The sequence below is a fragment of the Paenibacillus sp. NFR01 genome, from assembly GCF_900111565.1.
In the GTDB taxonomy this organism is placed as follows: Bacteria; Bacillota; Bacilli; order Paenibacillales; family Paenibacillaceae; genus Paenibacillus_AQ.
Window position 1 is genome coordinate 1,945,291 of the sequence record NZ_FOIK01000001.1, and the last position, 19,257, is coordinate 1,964,547.

Genomic DNA, 19,257 nt, shown 5'->3' on the forward strand with positions numbered 1-19,257 from the left:
GACCTCCGTCAGGCAGTACCCGCGGTTAAATGCTCGCCCAGTCTGACGGAGGCCGTCTTGTAACCGAAATCTCCGATCTCCAGGCAATTCAGCACGTACCCGTAAGCGCAGCCGCCGTCGATGCCGATTTTGTCGCCGAGCGGGCTGAACCAGATATCCGGTGTCCCGTGCAGCTCATCCGCCGAAGTATGGCCGAAGACGACGGTTTTGCCGGTATTCCGGACCGGCTGCGTATAAAACGGCTCCCGGATCCACAGGAAATCGCGTTCCGTCTGCTGCCGCCAATCCGCCAGCTCCGGATTGATCCCGGCATGGACAAAAATATGCTCTTGCGTCTCGTAATACAGCGGCAGCGTTCGCAAAAATTCAAGATGTCCGCCAAAATGGTTCCGGATGAATGCTTTGGCCCGCAAGTATTCATCCCAGCCCGTTTCGGAGTTGAAGAACCCTGCGCTCTGGCAGTAACTCATTAACGTATAATAGCCGCCGTTGGTCAGCCAGTGCGTATCCAGTTTGTCATCGTCGCCGGCCAGCGCGTCGCAGAACATTTTGTCATGATTGCCTTTCAGGACGACCGCTCCGTACTGCTCATGAAGCCGCATGACCTCTTCCACCAGGACGCGGCTGTCTCTGCCCCTGTCCACGTAATCGCCGGTCAATACCAGCTGATCGTGTGCCGGGTCGTAATGCACTTTCGCCAAAAGCGCGGCCAATTCCCGGTCGCAGCCGTGAATGTCGCTGATTGCAAGTATTCTGCCGATGGGAATCTCTCCTCGCTGAAGTTTTACTGGTCTGAAATCATAAAAGTTATTATACCATGAAAAAACCGCCTCACCCGAGGCGGTTCTCCAAGCTCCGAAACGTTCACCCGTCACAAACGTTTATTCCCAAGCGGAACGACCGGCATCCTACTGCGCAATCTGCTCCCTGATGCTGGCCAGAATCTTTTTCTCCAGCCTCGACACCTGCACCTGCGAAATGCCGAGGCGGCTGGCGACCTCCGACTGGGTCTGGTCGCGGTAATAACGTAAGTACACGATCAGCCGCTCCCGTTCGGTCAGCGCGCCGATGGCTTCGTTCAGCGCCAGCTTATCGAACCAGCGCTCCTGTGTATCGTCGGCAATCTGGTCGATCAGGGTGATCGGATCCCCATCGTTCTCGAAGACCGTCTCGTGGATCGACGTCGGAGGCTTGTTCGCCTCCTGGGCAAACACGATATCTTCCGGCGTTACGCCCAGCGCGTCCGCCACCTCGCCGATCGTCGGCAGGCGGTCCAGCGTCTTGGACATTTCATCCTTCATCTTGCGGACTTTATTGGCCATTTCCTTCAAGGAGCGGCTCACCTTCAAGGTTCCGTCGTCGCGCAGGAAACGCTGGATCTCCCCGATGATCATCGGCACGGCATACGTCGAGAACTTGACCTCATAGCTGAGATCAAACTTGTCGACGGACTTCAGCAGACCGATGCATCCGATCTGGAACAGATCGTCGGGTTCATAGCCGCGGTTCATAAACCGCTGCACCACCGACCACACCAGACGGATATTGCAGCTTACTAGCGTATCGCGGGCCAGATTATCCCCGGCCTGGCTGAGCGCGATCAGACGTTTAACCTCCGCGTCGTCCAGATAGGTCGGCGGAGCTTTTTTTGGCTCTTTATCCATGGCTCCAACCCCTAATTGTATAAAGCTTTTTTGGAAACGATTGTTTTCTTCATCGAAATGGATGTGCCGCGGCCCGGTTCCGTGGTCACTTCGAATTCATCCATGAAATTTTCCATAATCGTAAAGCCCATGCCCGAACGTTCCAGCTCCGGCTTGGAGGTGTACAGCGGCTGCTGCGCCAGCTCGAGATCCTCGATGCCCCGTCCCTGATCCTCGATAATCAGATGAACCGTATCCATCTCGATCGTTGCCGAAATGCTGACGATGCCGGCAGGATCGCTGTCATACCCGTGAATAATGCAATTGGTGACGGCCTCCGAAACGACCGTCTTCAGATCGTTCAGCTCTTCAAGCGTCGGGTCCAGCCTGGAGACAAACGCAGCTACAACAACCCGTGCAAAGGATTCGTTCTCCGAGCGCGCGGCAAATTTCACGCTCATGAAGTTGCCGTTTTCGCCTGTGGTCATAACGCCACCTCCAAATCCGAAAGCGCTGCGCTTTCGTCTTCATACAAAGACATGATTTTGAACAAACCCGACATTTCAAGCAGCCGTTTCACCGGCGCGGAGGCGTCGCAGATGACCATTTTTCCGCCTTTGCCGCGGATTAGCTTGTACCGGCCGAGAATTACGCCAAGCCCGGAACTGTCCATAAACTGCAAATCCTTCAGGCTGAGCACCAGATGCTTAGCCTGCCTGCGCATAATCGCCTCGTCCAGTTCCAGACGTACGAATTCGGCTGCATGATGATCCAGTTCCCCGGATAATCGGACGATCAATACACTGCGCTGATGCTCCATCTCCACATGCGCGTTCATTTTGACACTCTCCTCTTCGTTGCTTTCTACACACGGCTACCGCCCCTGCGTTCCAAGATTTTCCCCTTCAAGGACAAGGTTTTCTACGCGGTAAAAGAGGATTCCTGCCTCACGACAAAACTAGAAGAAAACCCCTATGAATCTACATTTAATCCACCGAGAACAACGAACCCGCCGTCCGTTTGAACAGCTTCCACCAGCCGGCCTTCGCGACCGATTCCCCGGCTTTCAGCTCATATTCCTTAACGACATTCGTACCTTGGTACACTACCAGCTTGCCGACCGTCTGATCCGCGGCCACCGGCGCCTTGATGCTCTTCGGTACCACCACCTCGTGGCGGATTCCCTCCTGCGTAACCCCTTTGCGCAGCAGGACGCTGTAGTTTTCGGCAGCTTTAAGCGGAAGCTCGGTTTTGACGCCTTTTTCAATATTCAGCGTACCGACGATGTCGCCTTCCTTATGAATATTGTGCAGTTTGTACTGCGCGAACAAATAATCGAACATGCCGGATACTTCGCTGTTGCGTGTCTTGGTATTCGGTTCGCCGAGCACTACCGCAATCGCCCGCAAGCCGTCCCGCGATGCCGTCGCCGAGAGGCAGAATTTCGCTTCGGACGTATACCCCGTTTTCAGGCCGTCCGCCCCTGTGTAAAAACGTACCAGCTTGTTCGTATTCACGAGCCAGAACGGCTTGGCGCTGTCCTTACGCAAATAGTCCTGGTAGGAGCCGGTGTATTTGATGATCTGCTCATGCTTCAGCAATTCGCGGCTGATGACGGCGATGTCATGCGCGGACGAATAGTGGTTCTCCGCAGGCAGCCCGTTGCAGTTGGCAAAATGGGTATCCTTGAGGCCCAGCGCCTCCGCTTTCTGGTTCATCATGTCGACAAAAGCGCTCTCCGAACCGGCCAGCTTCTCGGCCATCGCTACTGAAGCGTCATTACCGGAGGCCATGGCGATGCCTTTGAGCATCTCGTCCACGGACATTTCTTCACCCGGCTCGAGAAAAATCTGCGATCCGCCCATCGAAGCGGCGTATTCGCTGGTACGGACCTTATCCGTCAGCTGCAGCCGGCCTTCGTCCAGCGCTTCCACGGTCAGCAGCATCGTCATGATCTTGGTAATGCTGGCCGGGGGCAGCTTGTCATGGCTGTTTTTCTCGAAAATAACGGTGCCGGTCGCCGCATCCATCAGAATGGCTGAACGTGCGCTTGGCGCGAGCACCGGCGATGCCGTATTACCCGCAGCTGCTCCGGTTTTCGCTTTTTCTTCCGCATACACACCGGCAGCTCCGCTGACCGAAAGGATTACCATACACCATACCAGTATCAATACTCGCATTTTTTTCACTAGGATTCTCCTCCTGAACGTTGGCCTCGATTTTTCACAGGTCCTTTGTTCCAGTTTCGGCAGAATCGGCAAATTTTATTCCAGAAAACAGGGAAATTCAAGCGAAAACTCCTTGAAAACCTATCAGGCTTCATATGCAAAAAAAAAGCCGTGCAGGACCTCCGGTAACGTGAATTCATCATAAACATGAAGATTCGCGCCGGTTGTTCTGCACGGCAATCTATACTATTTTCTAATACCGGGTAACCCCGTCCTTGGTAACAAGCGCGAACACGAGCGGCTGCGGCGGCACCGACTCGGCGGAGAAGCGGTACGCTTCCAGCACCTTAGCCGTCGCTTCGCGGACCTTGCTCTCGCCGGCGTCATTGACATGCAGCACGGCCAGCGTATCGCCGGCGGCTACCGCGTCGCCGACTTTCTTGGCGAGTTGGATGCCTACCGCCAGATCGATGACGGATTCTTTCGTTTCCCGTCCGGCGCCGAGCAGCATGGCCGCCAAGCCGATCTCCTCGGCCTGGATCTTGTCCACGTATCCGGCGGCTTCCGCCTTCACTTCGATCAGCGTCCGGGCTGCCGGTAGCGTATCCGGATGGTCAATCTGCGATGTCTGCCCGCCTTGCGCCGCGACGATTTGCTTGAACTTGTCCAGCGCACGGCCGTCCGCGATGCGTTCAAGCAGAAGCGCCCGCGCCTCGGCTTCGTTCTGCGCTTTGCCGCCGAGGATCAGCATCTGGCTGCCGAGGAACAGGCAGACCTCCTGCAAATCCTTGGGCCCTTGGCCCTTGAGGGTTTCGATGCCCTCTTTGATCTCCAGGGCATTGCCGATCCCGTAGCCGAGCGGCTGGTCCATATCGCTGATGACGGCGATGGTGCTGCGGCCCAGATGGGTGCCGATATCGACCATGGCCTGCGCCAGCTTGATAGAGTCATCCAGCGTCTTCATGAATGCGCCGCTGCCGGTTTTGACGTCCAGCACGATGGCGTCCGCCCCCGCGGCGATCTTCTTGCTCATCACCGAGCTGGCGATGAGCGGAATGGATTCCACGGTAGCGGTAACGTCGCGCAGCGCGTACATTTTTTTGTCCGCCGGCGTGATGTTGCCGGACTGGCCGATGACCGCTGCGCCGATTTCGCCGACCTGGGCGAAAAACTGCTCCCGGCCCATCTCCACGGAGAAGCCGCTGATGGACTCCAGCTTGTCGAGCGTGCCGCCGGTATGCCCGAGGCCGCGGCCCGACATTTTAGCGACAGGTACGCCGGCCGACGCTACGAGCGGAGCCAGCACGACGGTCGTTTTGTCGCCGACGCCGCCGGTGGAATGCTTATCCACCTTGACCCCTGCGATTGGGCTGAGATCCACCTGATCGCCGGACATGGCCATCTCTAAGGTCAGATCGCCAGTCTCCCGCGCGTTCATGCCCTGAAAGTAGACCGCCATGGCCCAGGCGGACATTTGGTAATCCGGGATTTCGCCTTTGCTGTAGCCTTGAATCAGGAAGGCAATTTCCTCGCGGCTCAGCTCACCGCCGTCTCTCTTCTTCTGGATCAGATCAACCGCGCGCATTACAAGGCAACCTCGCGGACGAAGGCACGGACCAGGCCGATGAACTTCGGTTTAGTGAGGTTGGCCACCTTCACAACCTGCTCATGGGTGAGCGGCTCCAGCTCATCCGCAATCGCCATATCGGTGATGCAGGTAATGCCGAGCACGCGGAGTTTGCTGTGGCTGGCAACGATGACTTCCGGTACGGTGGACATGCCCACGGCGTCGCCGCCGAGGTATGCCAGCATCTTCAGCTCCGCCGGCGTTTCGTACGTCGGGCCGCTGATGCCGGCATAGACGCCCTGCTGCAGCTTCAGCGTCTCGCCGTCTGCGCCGGTAATGCCGGATGCCAGCTTTTTCGCAAGCTCAATATATTCGGGATCGTAAGCCCGGGACATGTCCGGGAAGCGTACGCCCAGCTCCGGATCGTTCGGTCCGATCAGCGGGTTGTCGCCGGTCATGTTCAAATGGTCGGTAATCAGCATCAGATCGCCGGCTTTGAACGCCGGGTTCATACCGCCGCCCGCATTGGTGATGACCAGCGTGCCTACGCCGAGCTTGGCCATAACATATACCGGAAGTACGACTTTGCGCATTTCGTAGCCTTCATAGTAATGGAAACGGCCTTGCATGATGATGACATCCTTGCCCTCCAGCTTGCCGATGACAAAACGTCCGGCATGGCCCTCCACCGTGGAGCGCGGGAAGTGCGGAATTTCTTCATAAGGCAGATAAACGGCATCTTCGATCTGGTCGCCGAGATCGCCGAGCCCGGAGCCGAGAATCAGGCCGATGGACGGCTTGTACGGCCCGAATTTGGATGCAATATAGGCCGCGGCTTCTTTAACCTGCGTGCCGTAAGGAATTGTAGTGGTCATGTGAACCTCCTGAGAGTATATGGGGATGCTTATGCGGTACAGGTAGGGTTGGGCTTTGTTGTTGTTGTCTACCTAATTCTTCTTCGGGTAAAAAATGAACCGTTGCCATAACTCAGGCTCGGCCGGCACTACGGGAATGTTTGAACTTCAAGTCGCTGTTCAGTTTGAACTTCACATTAAACCAAACCGCTGATTGCGGTCGAAATTCAAACATGAAGGCGAATGCTATGCTCCTCCAGTTCCAAACATCCCTGCGCTTCTTCTCGCCTATGTTAAGGATTGCGTTCATCCGAGGACGATCGCTGCGACACTACCACCCAACCATCCCCTCACCAAACCGCTTCCCGCAATTTGGTTTACATTTTAGGGATGAATTTCAGCACCAGCTTCAGGAACTGCTCGCGTACGCGCTCGGCAGTCTCCATGACTTCGGCATGGTTTAGCGGCTGGTCGAGAATGCCGGCGGCCATGTTGGTGATGCAGGAAATGCCCAGCACCTCGATGCCGGCATGGCGGGCAACGATCGTCTCGGATACGGTAGACATGCCTACCGCGTCTGCGCCTTGGCGGCGCAGCATGACGATCTCCGCAGGCGTCTCGTAGCATGGGCCAAGCAGGCCTGCATAAACGCCTTCCTTAAAGGTGAAGCTCAGTTCCGCAGCCGCCTCCTTGGCAGCCTGGATCAGTCGGGGGCTGTAGGCGGTGGACATATCCGGGAAACGAACGCCCAGCGCGTTGTCATTCGGTCCGATCAGCGGGTTGCGGCCGGTTAAGTTCAAATGGTCGGTAATCAGCATCAGGTCGCCCGGCGCAAATGAAGTGTTGACTCCGCCGGCGGCATTGGTCACGAGCAGGCTGGTTACGCCCAACTCTTTCATGACCCGTACCGGGAATGCCGTCGTTTCCGGACCATAACCTTCGTACATGTGGAAACGGCCTTTCATCATCACGACGCGGCGGCCTTCGATCATGCCGATCAGCAGTTCGCCTTCGTGGCCTTCTACTGTGGATACGGGGAAATGCGGAATTTGGTTATACGGAATGACGACCTCGTCGGTAATCAGGTCGGCGAGCACGCCGAGACCCGAACCGAGGATCAGGCCGATTTCCGGCGCTACCGTACATTGGTCTTTAATGTAAGCCGCGGCTTCCTGGATATGGTTTTGCGTTACGATGCTCATGAACGTTTGTGCCTCCTTGGATTGATGCAGGTGTTGGATTTATTTCAATTCCGCCAAAAAGCTGGTTCCGTACTTCGGCGCCTTCGCCCCGAAATTGTCGGCAATCGTCGCCGCCAGGTCGGAGAAGGTCTCGCGGATGCCGAGACTGCCCGGCTGCTGGAACCGCGGACTGTAGAGCAGGATAGGCACATACTCGCGTGTGTGGTCCGTTCCGCTGTGCACCGGATCGTTGCCGTGATCGGCGGAAATGACCAGCAGATCGTCGTTGCCGAGCGTCGACAGCAGTTCCGGCAGCGCCTGGTCGAACACCTCGAGCGCATGGCCGTAGCCTTCCGGATCGCGGCGATGTCCGTATAGGGAATCGAAGTCGACCAGATTGGTGAACAGCAGCCCTTCAAAAGGCTTGCGCAGTTCGGCAATGGTCAGCTCGATGCCGTGCTCATTGCTTTTGGTCGGATAAGCTGCGGTTACGCCTTCGCCGGTAAAAATGTCGTTAATCTTGCCGACGGCGATCACGTCCTTGCCGATATCCTTGAGCGCGTTCATAACCGTAGGCTCCGGCGGCTTCACGGCATAGTCATGCCGGTTCGGCGTGCGCACGAAATGTCCCGGTTCCCCGACATAAGGGCGGGCAATGACGCGGCCGACGGAGAATTCCGGTGCCATGGTCAGTTCGCGGGCGATTTTGCAGGCACGGTAAAGCTCGTCCAGCGGAATGATCTCTTCATGGGCCGCAAGCTGGAATACGCTGTCCGCCGAGGTATATACGATCCATGCGCCGGTCTTCATTTGCTCCTCGCCATATTCGACCAGAATTTCGGTGCCCGATGCCGGTTTGTTGCCGATAACTTTACGGCCGGTAGCCGCTTCAAATTTCTCGATCAGTTCCTGCGGGAACCCATCCGGATAGACGTTAAACGGAGTTTCAATCTTGAGCCCCATCAGCTCCCAATGCCCGGTCATCGTGTCCTTGCCGACCGAAACCTCCTGCATTTTGCCATAGTAGGCGGCCGGTGCTTCCACCGGTTCAAGCGGCGGCAGCGGCGCGATGTTCGCCAGCCCAAGCTTTTGCAGGTTCGGCAGTTTCAGCCCAGGCACCCGCTCCAGAATATGTCCGAGCGTATGCGAGCCCGTATCTCCGAACTTCGCGGCATCCGGCGCTTCGCCGATGCCCACGCTATCGAGAACAATAAATCCGATTCGTTTAAATGAGGACATGTCCGTCTTCACTCCTTCTTGTTGTACAGGGTCATTGACCTTGATAACCACAGTATATTTCCATGATAACCATCTTACTCGCAAAAAGCATCTTTTCAGCGGCTTTCCGGCAGATCCAGTTAGCCTCTCTACCACAAATAGCGGCACATTTGCCGCTACTTTGCTCTTGGATGGAAGCTTTCATACACTTCCTTCATATTTTTGCGGGCAATGCCGCTATAGATCTGGGTCGTGGAGATGTCGGCATGCCCGAGCATCTGCTGTACCGAGCGCAGATCAGCTCCGCCCTCCAGAAGATGAGCAGCGAAGGAGTGGCGGAACGTATGCGGCGTAATATCCTGGCCGATTCCCGCTTCCTTGGCGTACTTCTTAATGATCTTCCAGAAGCCCTGGCGTGTCAGCCGCCCGCCGAGGCTGTTCAGGAACAGCGCCGCCTCCTCGCGGCTGCCCCGCAGCAGCTTGTCCCGGCAGCCTTCGTAGCCGGCCACCCATTCGGCGGCAACGGCACCGATCGGCAGAACCCGCTCTTTGCCGGAAGCGCCGATGCAGCGGGCAAACCGGAGCCCGGTCTGCACATCCCCGACGTTAAGCGAAATCAGCTCCGAGACGCGAATGCCGGTGGCGTAGAGCAGCTCCAGCATCGCCTTGTCGCGGACCCCCTGCGGGGTCGATGACTCCGGAGCCGCCAGCAGGCGCTCCACTTCCTCTACGCTGAGCACCGTCGGCGTTTTCGGCGCCGGCCTGGCCATTTCCATGTCCAGCGTGGGATCCTGGTGGATCAAGCGCTCTTTTAGCAGAAAATGAAAAAAAGCGCGGAGCGATACCGTCGTCCTGTTGACCGTCGCTATCGCCCTGCCCGCTCCGCGCAGTGCACCCACATACAGCATGATATGCGATTTCCGTATATCGTCCGGCGTCACCGCGCCCCGTTCCTCGGCAAAAGCGAGAAACTGGGAAATATCCCGGCCGTACGATTCCAGCGTACTGGAAGACAAGCCTCTGTCTCCCGACAAATATTGAAGGAAAGGCTGCAAATAAGGCTTCATAGATCAACCTCCTGTCTTCCTAAGGCTGCATTTCCGCTACCCGCAGCACACTCATTCTTCTTCGACATTTTCCGGTATATTCCTGCTTTTGCTCTTACTCTCCGGTAAGGTAGTAGAGCAGCAGCCGCTCCCGCACCGACAAGCTCTCCGGATTGCCCGGCACGGCTTCAAATGCCCTGACCGCGGTTCCTTCCGGAATTTCACTGCGCTGGATTGGGGCGAGCCAGCTGTCCAGCCAGTTCAAGCCGTAATAGAGCAGAGAGCTGATTACTACAAGCAGCAGCATAAAATACAGCCGTTTCACTGTTTTCGGCACCGATAAAATCATCCGTATTCCTCCCGCTTCTGGAGCTTCGCTTCGGGGACGCAGCCCGTCCCCAGACTATATGCGGCACCAAAAACGGTTATGTACAGGCAGCTGCAAATAACCCCACAAAGTGGGGCTTGGCCTTCGAAGCTTACTCCGTTACGTTGCGTGGACCGTTTAAAAAGCCCCGCCGGTTACGGAAACCGTGGGGCTAATGCGGTCAGAATGATTTGATATGCTATTCGGCGGGATTGCTGCCGCCTTCGTTCTTGTCTTTGCAACGGTAGCAGATACCATGAAAGTCAAGGCGATGATCGAGCACCGTAAAATTGAATTCCTTCTCCAGCCGCTCTTCGAGCGGACCCAGCCAGTCTTCACGGATTTCGTCCATACTGCCGCACTGCACGCAGATCAAATGATGATGGTGGTGCTTGGCCGTATCCGTCCGCAGGTCATAACGGGCAACTCCGTCGCCGAAGTTGATTTTCTCCACTACATGCAGCTCGCTGAGCAGTTCCAGGGTCCGGTACACGGTGGCGAGACCGATCTCGGGTGCCTTTTCTTTCACAAGCATAAATACATCTTCAGCGCTTAAATGATCGTCTTCGTTCTCCAGCAGCACTCGTAAGGTCGCTTCCCGTTGGGGCGTAAGCTTGTATCCCTGCGATTGCAGCTGTTGCTTGATCTTGTCTATCCGGGCCTCCATTGTCTCCCTCCCCCTTGGAAATTGCACCGCCGGCGTAAAACCGCTCCTTCCATTATAGGTGGAGTCACTTTGAGAAGTCAAACGCTTTTAACAGAGTCGCCGGGTGCTCCAAACGTGTCCGCACAACGAAAAAAACGCCGCATGACCATGCCACGGGCGTCCTTTCGTCGAGCATTCATTAGATGAAGCAGGAAATACCGTCTACTCTTTCACGCCACCAAGCGCCACGCCCGCGATGATATAACGGGACAACAGGAAGTATACGATAAACAGCGGCAGAGCCGTCAGAGCCAGCCCCATATAGATTGAGCCAAATTCCGTCTTGTATATATCCCCGCGCAGCAGACTGACCATGATCGGCATGGTATATTTGTCCTTCTGCGTTAGCAGGATGAGCGGCATAAACAAGTTGTTCCAGTTTGCGACAAAAGCGAAGATCGCCTGAGTCGCCACCGCCGGCATCATGAGCGGTATAATGATCCGGTTAAAGGTGAAAAATTCGCCGGAGCCGTCCACACGGGCCGCTTCCACGATTTCGATCGACAGCGTGGCCAGCAGATACTGGCGCATAAAGAACACGACTGCCGGAGCCGCTATCGCGGGCAGGATGAGCGGGAGAAAGTTATTGGTCCAATGCAGCTTATACATGAACTGGTAGAAGCCGATCGCGCTCGCCTGAGCGGGAACCATCATGACACACAGGATGAACGTAAAGAACGGTTTGCGCAGCTTCCAGTCATAAGTCACCAGACCATAGGCAGCAAGGGACGAGAAGTACACCGTACACAGCGTTGCGGAACCGGAAATAATGAGCGAGTTCATGAATCCGCGCAGCGGATCAAAGCTTTTATCAAGCAGCACATGCAAATTGTTCATCATATGGCTGGAAGGCAGCAGCGAGACGCCGCTCTGGATTTCCGGCGTCGAACGGGTCGCGTTGACGAACATGATCCAGAATGGAAGTATGCTGAGCACGGCCAGCAGAATGCAGACGACGTAAACGATTGTCTTATTGATTTTCAGTGTAACGGGACTGCTTTTCCGGATTTTATTCATAGCTTACGCCTCCTTTGCGGCGGCGGATCGGCCGGCCTGTCTGAATTTCTTTTCCGCCTTTTTCAACTTGGCCGCGTCGCGGTCGCGCATCAGGTAGAACAAAAGCCCGGACAATACGGCTGCGATGACGAACATGATCATACTCGCAGCGGCGGCACGGTTATACATATAGCTGCCTTTGAACGCTTGGCCGTAAATGAATACGGATGTGGTCATGGTCGAGTCGTCCGGTCCGCCGGCAAGGAAAAGCTGCGGAATATCGAACATGGTCAGACCGCCCACCATGGAAGTGATCAGCGTGAACAACATAATGGTGCGTAGGCTTGGCAGCGTGATACGGAAAAAGGTTTGGATTCCGTTCGCGCCGTCAATGGCAGCGGATTCGAAGAGCGCAGGGTTGATGCCCATGACGCCAGCGATCAATACGATCATGGTATTTCCATACCACATCCAGAACTGGATAAACGCCACGATGCCGCGCGCCGTCGTCTTATCCTGCAGGAAATTGACGGGTGCGTCCGTCCAGCCCAGCGAATGGAACAGGCTGTTGACCGGACCCATCGGATATGCAAACAACGTGCTGAAAAGCACGGCGATTGTACTCGCGGTGATAATGTTCGGCATATAAAGCAGAACTTTAAATAGACCTTGGCCTTTGACGTTGAGCCGGCGGTTCGTAAACCATGCCGTTAACAGGAGAGCGAGGCCGATTTGGGGAACGAAGTTCACAAGCCAGAGAATTCCGGTATTGTACAAGGATTTCCGGAATGTCGGGTTATCGAACAACAGGTCCTTGAAGTTTTGGAAAGGGTTATCCATGATGTGAATCGGTTTGGGTATAAGCCCTTTCATATCCGTGAATCCGATAACGGCTGTATAGAGAATCGGGTATAACGAGAAAATCAGAAATGCCAGGACAAACGGAAAGGTAAAAATATAGCCGTACTTCGAATAGTTGACACCTTTGCGGCGCATGGTCTCACCTCATTAATTTATATGAAGGGGGGCGGGAGAACTCCCCCGCCCCTCCCACTCCTCTTTATTCGCTATCGATGCCCAGTTGGTCTTTAACTTGCTGTTTGAAGGTGTCGATGGCCGCAGCGCGGTCTTTGTTGCCTGCCGTGTATTCACGGACTTGGTCGCGCCAGAGCTTGTTGATGGTTTCGTCGTATTGCGTCAGGTTTTTACCGGAAGCGTTGGCATTAGCCGGAACGAATACGTCGAACATGTTTTGTCCGCCGAGGAGCGGAACTTCACCGTTGGACTTCGACATTACGACGGAGGAGGCTACGCTGTCCTTCGTGCCTTGCTCGCCTTCCTTCATCGTACCGTTAGCCCAGTAGTATTGCAGACCGGTCTCGGAAGTATCGAGTGTTACCCATTTGATAAAGTCGGCTACGGCTTGTTTCTTGGCGTCGTCTTTTACGACGTCTTTGTTGGCCAGCAGCCAGGTGCCGCCCCAGAAGAAGCCGGTTGGCGGTTCGGTTACAGCCCAGTCGCCGTTAGTGTCTTTAACTTGGCCGTTCATGACATAGTTGATCAGCCATGCAGGTCCGAAGAAGCCGAAGATCGGTTGTTTGCCAGTTCCGGACATGTCCGCATACCATGCTTCGGTCCAGTCTGTCGTATCGTTATGATAGCCGTTGTCTTTCAGCTTTTTGGAAAGATCGAGGAACTCTTCGCGTTTTGGATCGATGTGCAGCTTGCCGTCTACGATCCAGCCTTTGTCGGAGCTGTTTTCGATTGGATGCCAGATGTCGCCGTCGCCGGATACGATGCCGTAGCCTTTAGCTTTCAGCTTAGCTGCAGCTTCGAAGAACTTATCCCAGCCAGGGCCGACTTCGGTTTTGATTGTTGCAGGATCATCCGTGCCGAATACGTCTTTTGCGATCGAACGGCGATAGATGAAGGCGCCCCCGGTAGCTTGGTAGCCGAGGCCTTTCAGCTTGCCGTCTTTGCTGCCGATATCTACGGAATATTGCGCGATGCCTGCACCTTTGACAAGGGAATCGTCAAGGCCAAGATCAGCATAGTTAGCAGCGTAGTCGGAAGCGTCGCCTTGCGTATATTTCAGTACAAACGCGGATTCCGCAGCGTAAATGTCCGGAGCGTCTTTGCCGCCTGCAGCGAGAGCTTGGTCAAGCGCTGGCTGGTAAGCGCCGTCGGTCGTTGCGATAACCGTGGTTTTGAATTCCACGTTCGCATCCGGATGCGTTTCCATATACTTTTTCGTCATGTTCGGAATTTCATCTGTGAAACTCCAGAGGTTGATGGTTACTTTTTCGCCGCTGCTAGCCGGTGCATTGGTAGCCGCCGCTTCTGTAGCCGCCGGGCTTGCGTTGCCCGCTGCATTCGAATTCGAGTTTGCGTTGTTGTTGTTACCGCCACACGCTGCAAGAGCAGATGTCATCACGAGCATGGTGGAGATCCCAACTAAAGCACGTTTCATACGTTTCATACTTTGCCTCCCCTTTTTTATCGTAATCTCGGTTTTTTGTAACCGCATTCACATTATAGAACGGATCATTTCCGGACATAAGGAACCCATGATTGGGAAAACTTCCACTATTTTTGGATTCGCTTACAAAAGGGACTCCCGCCTTCGGCCAATAGCCCATTCGCTTTCGCATGCAAAAAAGACGCCGAGGCTTCGCCTTGGCGTCTTTATCATCTCTATTTTCCCGTCTTCAACGCTTCGTCCTGCTTTGCAATGAATTCCTCCGGCGTAATCGCCCTGGCGAAAAGCGCCTGCACCTGATTGATATGCACGCTTGACGCCCACGGCTTCATTTGCGTATCAAGATAAAGTGTGACCTTATGCGCACGGTTCAGCTCGTCCAGCAGGTCGACGAACATGGGCGGTAGCTTGATTGCCGCGGTATCCACTTTGGTGGCAGGAATAACACCTGCATCCACCACGGAATGCTCGCCCCATTTCTGTACAAAAAAGCTGACAAACTGCTTGGCCTCCCGCACATGCTCGGAGTTCTCGGACACAAACAAGCCCGTACCCGGACCGCCGACCCAATCATCTTCGCTTCCCATGCCGCCTTCAACCTTCGGGAATTTAAAATAACCGATCTTGGCTTTAAACTCTTCGGTCACGTCTTCGGCCGTCGTATAGTTGGGAACTTCCCAAGTTCCCATCGCGTACATCGCCGCTTTGCCGCCCATGAACTGCGCTTTGGCTTCATCGTTGGACAAACCGTTATATCCCCTCGTAAAAGCGTCCAGCTTCACCAGCTCCTGCACCTGCATGGCAGCCCGGAGCAGGGAGGGGTTGGTAAAATCCTGGCCGGCAACCGCCTTATCGAGCAAATTGGGCCCGCCGTAGCGTTCAGCCAGGTACATGTACCAAAAGGAAGCGGGCCAGCCGTCCTTCGAGCCCAGCGCAATCGGCGTCACGCCATGATTGTTCAGCGTCCGGATAATCGCTTTGAGCTCGTACAGCGATTTAGGCGGCAGCAGATTGTATTTGGCAAAAATCTCTTTGTTGTAGTACACCGGAACGATGTTCAGCTCCACCGGGAGCGCATACGTCCTTCCGCCAAAAGAATACGCCTCCGTCGTGCCGGCAACAAATTTGCCGTTAAACTCATTGTTCAGCAAGTCGTCGAGCGGAGCGAACTTATTGCCTTTGACGTAAGGATCCATGAACCCGGCCGCCCAGGTAAACCCGATATCCGGAAGGTCGTTCGATGCGGCGAGTACCTTCATTTTGCTCTTATATTGTTCGTTCTCCAGCGCTTCGGTATCAATGGTGATATTCGGATGGGCAGTCTCGAACTCGCCGATAATCTCCTTTACCATTCGATTTTGCGCCGAATTGTTGCCATCCGGCCACAGGTACATCAGCTTCAGGATAATTTTCTGCGTACCGCCGGCTGGGCTGCCCGCTCCGCTGCCGCTGCAGGAGGTTATGGCCAGCAGCATAGACAGGAGCGCAGCGGGATAAAGCAGGCTTCCTTTTGTGAATCTTCCTCCCTGCCGCCCCATTACTGCACATGCGCTTCCATGCCGTTGCGCATGGACCGGTAGCGGCCGGGACTCATTCCTTCGTATTCTTTAAACAGCTTGTTGAAATATTTGACCGTCTGGTAGCCGGTGCGGGAGGCGATTTCCTGGATCGGCAAATTCGTCTTCAGCAGCAGTTCCTTAGCTTTTTGCAGCTTCCGGCGTGCGACGTATTCGCTGAAATTCATCTGGCACTGCTCTTTGAACAAGGAGCTCAAGTAGCTGGCATTCAGGTGCACCTCCGCGGCAACGTCCTGCAGGCTGACCGCTTCCTCCAGATGGAGCTCCACGTAATCCATCGCCTGGCGGACGGGATCGGAATAGGCGGCTTCCTCCGTTTTGACCGCCATCAGCTGCGGATCGGCGATTTTGCGCATCGACACGATGTGTTCCCGTTCTTCCCCCTCCTTAAGCGCGTTCTCCACCGAAGCAATCAGCTTTTCCCGGCTGACCGGCTTGAGCAGGTAGTCCACAACAGACAAATGAATGGCCTGCTGGGCGTATTCGAACTGGGCATGCCCGGAGATCAGGATGACCGACGGCTGCCGCTCGATGTTCCGCTGCTTCATCTGGCTGACGAGCATCAGACCGCTGACCTCCGGCATGCGGATATCGGTAATCATTAGCTCTACCGGCGTAGACTCCAGAATCTCCAGGGCGGCGGCCGCATGGCTTGCCGTGAGGATTTCGTATTTGCCTGCCGCCCATACGCCAAGAATTTTTTTCATGCCTTCCCGCGATCTCGGTTCATCGTCGACAATCAGTATGGTGCGGTTCCTCATAGCACTTGGCCTCCTTCAATGGGAATGTGAATGATAATGCGGGTGCCGTGGCCTGGGCTGCTGTCGATGGCCATTTCCGCACCCTGGGCTCCATTGCCCGAAAAAAACAGCTGCAGCCGGCGCTGCACATTGGCTAGCCCGACGCCGGAGGCTTTGGAGGAAGCGACCTTCCCGCTCTCCAGCCCCTCCAGCAGCGAACGCAGTTTCTCCGGGTCCATGCCGATGCCATCGTCCTCTACGGTGATGGCGATCCGGTCATCCGCGCGGGCGACCGTCAGCTTCACCCGGCCCGGTTCGATTCTACTCTCGACGCCGTGCAGGATGGCGTTCTCCACTAGGGGCTGCAGCAGCAGCCGCGGCAGTTCCACGTCGGCAAATTCATCCGGCGCCTCGATCTCCCACTCCAGCCGATCTTCGAAACGCATCTTCATGATGAGCAAATACCGCTCGACATGGTCGAGCTCGTCGCGAAGCTTTACCCAGGAGCCCTTGCTGGAGCCGGTAATCGTGTACCGGAACAAATCGGACATGGCGACCACATAGTCGGCCAGTTTGTCCTCATCCCGGTCGAGCAGCGACCAATACAGCACGTCCAGCGCATTGAACAGAAAATGCGGATTGATCTGGGCTTGAAGCGCCTTAAGTTCGGTATGGCTGCGGGACAATTCTTTTTCATAAACGAGTTGGATCAGTTCATTGATGTTGTCGACCATCCGGTTATAAGAAAAATTCAGCTCGCGGATCTCCATCGTCGCCGACGCGGTTTCGATCGGCTTCAGGATGCCGAGCCGGGTGCCGCGCATCGCTTTGATCAGTTGGAATACCGGCCTTGTGATAAGCGTCGACAGGAAAAAGGACAGCAGGGTGAACAGCAGCGTCCCGCCGACCGCAGATACGATGATGGTGGTGCGCAGCACCGAAATCCCTTTGGTGACGACGTTGACGGGCGTCAAAATGATCAGCGTCCAGCCCGTGACAGAGGAACGCTGCCGGACCACGATAAACGACTGATTGCCAATCGTAATGGTAGGATCGTTGGAGCCGTCGGCAAGCCGGGCGACCGTTTCTTGCGAAATCGTATCGTCATTGGATGTAATAAATTGGCCGTCCGAAGCCAGGAGCAGCATGGTCTCCTTCTCGCTTTCCCCGGATAGCGATCCTTTCAGCGCAAACTTGCTGCGGTCTGCACGGATGAGCAAATACCCGCCGGTGCTGAAATACTGGTCGACCAGGCTGACCTGCCGGATCGCCAGCAGTGAAGTAGAGTCCAGCGGATCGATGCCGAACCAGACCAGCCCTCCCTCTTTGGTGGTCGCCTGCTTGACCCAGTTCTCCGGCACCTTGTCCAGCAGCCCCGTATCATCTAGCGGATACAGCCTTGCGCCGTCCTTGTTGTACAGCTCTACCGATTTAATGCCGTCGGTGTACAGCTGCACCAAATTGATAATGGGCGGCAGTGCCTGGCGTTCTGCAAAGGTAGCCGGACTGCCCGATAAATCCCGCAGCAGCAGCCGCTGCACGTAATCGTTGGTCGATACCAGCGTGGTCAGTGAGTCGATCTGATCGAGGATGCTCTCCAGGCGGCCGTTCGTTTGAATTGCGGTCTGCTGGATATGTTTTTCCGCATTATTTTTGAGCAGGTTCGAGACCGAATGAAAGGTAAGTCCGCCGACAATCGTCAATATGAGGAGCATAACTGCGAGAAATCCGATGAGCATTTGACTTCGCAGCGTATTTAACTTCAGTCGCGATGGCATTCGCCGCATGCTGCTTCTTCCCCTCTTTTGCCGCTGAATCATGAAATCAAATTTAGAACGTAAGGGCTTTCAGCCCTTCCCGACAATAGTTTAGCATGTTTAGCTGCGATCCGCTAAGGAAGAATTATAGACAAACTGGAGGGATTTTCTAGTTTACAGCGGCGGAAGCATGGACAAGACGGTTCCAACGGGGTGTTGGATGTGCGGGCAATGCTATCTATGGGTTGCTTTAGAGTTGTCTATAAGCAGAGGGGACGTAGGGAGAATTGATGCGGTAAAAGGATGGATAAAAAGGCGGTACTAGAGACATTGAGGCGGCAACTGGGACGGCAGCTGAGGCGGTTGCTGAGGCAGTTGCTGAGGCGGTTGCTGAGGCGGTTGCTGAGGCGGTTGCTGAGGCGGTTGCCGAGGCGGCATAGAAAAAGAGAGCTGACAAGGCAGCTCTCTTTGAGGGCGGAACAATGGTTGGTTAAGGCCTAAAGTTGTCTGGGTTGCTGGTTGGTTGCTGGTTGGTTGCTGGTTGGGGGGCTGTTTGAGTCTTGGTGGGGTAACTGTTACTGGTTGGGTTGCTGAGTGTTGGTTGGGTTGCTGAGTGTTGGTTGGGAAACTGTTACTGGTTGGGTTGCTGAGTGTTGGTTGGGAAACTGTTACTGGTTGGGTTGCTGAGTGTTGGTTGGGTTGCTGTTACTGGTTGGGTTGTTAGTTGCTTGGGTTGCAGTTGCAGGTTGGGTTTACTTATTGTTTGGTTTGCCTGTTTGTATTGGACTGCCGTTTAAGTTGGCCGGTTCAGCTAGTTTGGCTGTTTTGTTGTTTCAAGGGTTCGTTGATGGTTGAAAATTCATTTTTGCATGCGCTGGCTGCATCGTAGGTCTCCCCTCATACGTTACGGACACCAGCGCCTTTATTTGCCGAATAATTAGCCATTTTACAAATTAAC

18 protein-coding genes are annotated in these 19,257 nt (G+C 55.1%); all 18 read right to left on the bottom strand.

What is annotated here, in order from left to right; genetic code table 11:
• Positions 1-8: 8 nt before the first annotated feature.
• Positions 9-767 (bottom strand): metallophosphoesterase family protein, encoded by a 759-nt coding sequence (locus BMW84_RS09015; RefSeq protein WP_368086715.1) that lies wholly within the window; start codon positions 765-767, stop codon positions 9-11.
• Between the two features lie 141 nt (positions 768-908).
• The gene (sigF, locus tag BMW84_RS09020; protein WP_091066862.1) at positions 909-1,664 is read right to left on the bottom strand and encodes an RNA polymerase sporulation sigma factor SigF; all 756 of its coding nucleotides are present in this window, start codon (positions 1,662-1,664) and stop codon (positions 909-911) included.
• An 11-nt stretch (positions 1,665-1,675) separates the two neighbouring features.
• Positions 1,676-2,131, bottom strand: coding sequence for an anti-sigma F factor (gene spoIIAB / locus BMW84_RS09025; protein WP_091066865.1), 456 nt, complete (start codon positions 2,129-2,131; stop codon positions 1,676-1,678).
• A complete protein-coding gene (gene spoIIAA / locus BMW84_RS09030; RefSeq protein WP_091066866.1) occupies positions 2,128-2,481 on the bottom strand; it encodes an anti-sigma F factor antagonist in 354 nt (117 codons plus the stop codon). Before spoIIAA ends, spoIIAB begins: the two co-directional genes overlap by 4 nt.
• Before the next feature lie 148 nt (positions 2,482-2,629).
• Positions 2,630-3,832, bottom strand: a complete 1,203-nt coding sequence (locus BMW84_RS09035; protein ID WP_302848091.1) for a D-alanyl-D-alanine carboxypeptidase family protein — start codon at positions 3,830-3,832, stop codon at positions 2,630-2,632.
• 232 nt (positions 3,833-4,064) lie between these two features.
• Positions 4,065-5,396, bottom strand: coding sequence for a pyrimidine-nucleoside phosphorylase (locus BMW84_RS09040; protein WP_091066868.1), 1,332 nt, complete (start codon positions 5,394-5,396; stop codon positions 4,065-4,067).
• Positions 5,396-6,253 (bottom strand): purine-nucleoside phosphorylase, encoded by an 858-nt coding sequence (locus tag BMW84_RS09045; RefSeq protein WP_091066870.1) that lies wholly within the window; start codon positions 6,251-6,253, stop codon positions 5,396-5,398. Before BMW84_RS09045 ends, BMW84_RS09040 begins: the two co-directional genes overlap by 1 nt.
• Before the next feature lie 356 nt (positions 6,254-6,609).
• Positions 6,610-7,434, bottom strand: coding sequence for a purine-nucleoside phosphorylase (locus BMW84_RS09050; RefSeq protein ID WP_091066873.1), 825 nt, complete (start codon positions 7,432-7,434; stop codon positions 6,610-6,612).
• A 39-nt stretch (positions 7,435-7,473) separates the two neighbouring features.
• Complete coding sequence (gene deoB / locus BMW84_RS09055; RefSeq protein WP_091066875.1) at positions 7,474-8,652, bottom strand: phosphopentomutase; 1,179 nt, start codon at positions 8,650-8,652, stop codon at positions 7,474-7,476.
• Between the two features lie 155 nt (positions 8,653-8,807).
• The gene (gene xerD, locus BMW84_RS09060; RefSeq protein ID WP_091066877.1) at positions 8,808-9,698 is read right to left on the bottom strand and encodes a site-specific tyrosine recombinase XerD; all 891 of its coding nucleotides are present in this window, start codon (positions 9,696-9,698) and stop codon (positions 8,808-8,810) included.
• Between the two features lie 94 nt (positions 9,699-9,792).
• Entirely contained in the window at positions 9,793-10,026 is a 234-nt protein-coding gene (locus tag BMW84_RS09065) for a DUF4227 family protein (RefSeq protein ID WP_091066880.1), read from the bottom strand.
• Positions 10,027-10,243: 217 nt separating this feature from the next.
• Positions 10,244-10,711, bottom strand: coding sequence for a ferric iron uptake transcriptional regulator (locus BMW84_RS09070; protein ID WP_091066883.1), 468 nt, complete (start codon positions 10,709-10,711; stop codon positions 10,244-10,246).
• A 201-nt stretch (positions 10,712-10,912) separates the two neighbouring features.
• Positions 10,913-11,767, bottom strand: a complete 855-nt coding sequence (locus tag BMW84_RS09075; protein WP_091066884.1) for a carbohydrate ABC transporter permease — start codon at positions 11,765-11,767, stop codon at positions 10,913-10,915.
• A 3-nt stretch (positions 11,768-11,770) separates the two neighbouring features.
• The gene (locus BMW84_RS09080) at positions 11,771-12,742 is read right to left on the bottom strand and encodes a carbohydrate ABC transporter permease (protein WP_091066887.1); all 972 of its coding nucleotides are present in this window, start codon (positions 12,740-12,742) and stop codon (positions 11,771-11,773) included.
• Positions 12,743-12,806: 64 nt separating this feature from the next.
• Positions 12,807-14,225, bottom strand: coding sequence for an ABC transporter substrate-binding protein (locus tag BMW84_RS09085; RefSeq protein WP_091066889.1), 1,419 nt, complete (start codon positions 14,223-14,225; stop codon positions 12,807-12,809).
• Between the two features lie 215 nt (positions 14,226-14,440).
• Positions 14,441-15,763 (bottom strand): extracellular solute-binding protein, encoded by a 1,323-nt coding sequence (locus BMW84_RS09090; RefSeq protein WP_254772904.1) that lies wholly within the window; start codon positions 15,761-15,763, stop codon positions 14,441-14,443.
• On the bottom strand, positions 15,763-16,563 hold the full coding sequence (locus tag BMW84_RS09095; protein WP_091066891.1) for a response regulator transcription factor: 801 nt from the start codon (positions 16,561-16,563) through the stop codon (positions 15,763-15,765). The genes BMW84_RS09090 and BMW84_RS09095 overlap by 1 nt, the downstream gene beginning before the upstream one ends.
• Positions 16,560-18,257 carry a cache domain-containing sensor histidine kinase gene (locus BMW84_RS09100; protein WP_254772905.1) on the bottom strand — a complete coding sequence of 566 codons (1,698 nt, stop codon included), beginning with the start codon at positions 18,255-18,257 and terminating at the stop codon, positions 16,560-16,562. Before BMW84_RS09100 ends, BMW84_RS09095 begins: the two co-directional genes overlap by 4 nt.
• Positions 18,258-19,257: the final 1,000 nt, after the last annotated feature.

What these genes read in the sequence shown, in the direction of transcription:
- BMW84_RS09070 (WP_091066883.1), bottom strand. Translation starts at nt 10,711, where the DNA reads ATGGAGGCCCGGATAGACAAGATCAAGCAACAGCTGCAATCGCAGGGA.
- BMW84_RS09085 (WP_091066889.1), bottom strand. Translation starts at nt 14,225, where the DNA reads ATGAAACGTATGAAACGTGCTTTAGTTGGGATCTCCACCATGCTCGTG.
- BMW84_RS09100 (WP_254772905.1), bottom strand. Translation starts at nt 18,257, where the DNA reads ATGCTCCTCATATTGACGATTGTCGGCGGACTTACCTTTCATTCGGTC.
- BMW84_RS09045 (WP_091066870.1), bottom strand. Translation starts at nt 6,253, where the DNA reads ATGACCACTACAATTCCTTACGGCACGCAGGTTAAAGAAGCCGCGGCC.
- BMW84_RS09065 (WP_091066880.1), bottom strand. Translation starts at nt 10,026, where the DNA reads ATGATTTTATCGGTGCCGAAAACAGTGAAACGGCTGTATTTTATGCTG.
- BMW84_RS09080 (WP_091066887.1), bottom strand. Translation starts at nt 12,742, where the DNA reads ATGCGCCGCAAAGGTGTCAACTATTCGAAGTACGGCTATATTTTTACC.
- spoIIAB (WP_091066865.1), bottom strand. Translation starts at nt 2,131, where the DNA reads ATGACCACAGGCGAAAACGGCAACTTCATGAGCGTGAAATTTGCCGCG.
- xerD (WP_091066877.1), bottom strand. Translation starts at nt 9,698, where the DNA reads ATGAAGCCTTATTTGCAGCCTTTCCTTCAATATTTGTCGGGAGACAGA.
- BMW84_RS09040 (WP_091066868.1), bottom strand. Translation starts at nt 5,396, where the DNA reads ATGCGCGCGGTTGATCTGATCCAGAAGAAGAGAGACGGCGGTGAGCTG.
- deoB (WP_091066875.1), bottom strand. Translation starts at nt 8,652, where the DNA reads ATGTCCTCATTTAAACGAATCGGATTTATTGTTCTCGATAGCGTGGGC.
- spoIIAA (WP_091066866.1), bottom strand. Translation starts at nt 2,481, where the DNA reads ATGAACGCGCATGTGGAGATGGAGCATCAGCGCAGTGTATTGATCGTC.
- BMW84_RS09095 (WP_091066891.1), bottom strand. Translation starts at nt 16,563, where the DNA reads ATGAGGAACCGCACCATACTGATTGTCGACGATGAACCGAGATCGCGG.
- BMW84_RS09050 (WP_091066873.1), bottom strand. Translation starts at nt 7,434, where the DNA reads ATGAGCATCGTAACGCAAAACCATATCCAGGAAGCCGCGGCTTACATT.
- BMW84_RS09075 (WP_091066884.1), bottom strand. Translation starts at nt 11,767, where the DNA reads ATGAATAAAATCCGGAAAAGCAGTCCCGTTACACTGAAAATCAATAAG.
- sigF (WP_091066862.1), bottom strand. Translation starts at nt 1,664, where the DNA reads ATGGATAAAGAGCCAAAAAAAGCTCCGCCGACCTATCTGGACGACGCG.
- BMW84_RS09090 (WP_254772904.1), bottom strand. Translation starts at nt 15,763, where the DNA reads ATGGGGCGGCAGGGAGGAAGATTCACAAAAGGAAGCCTGCTTTATCCC.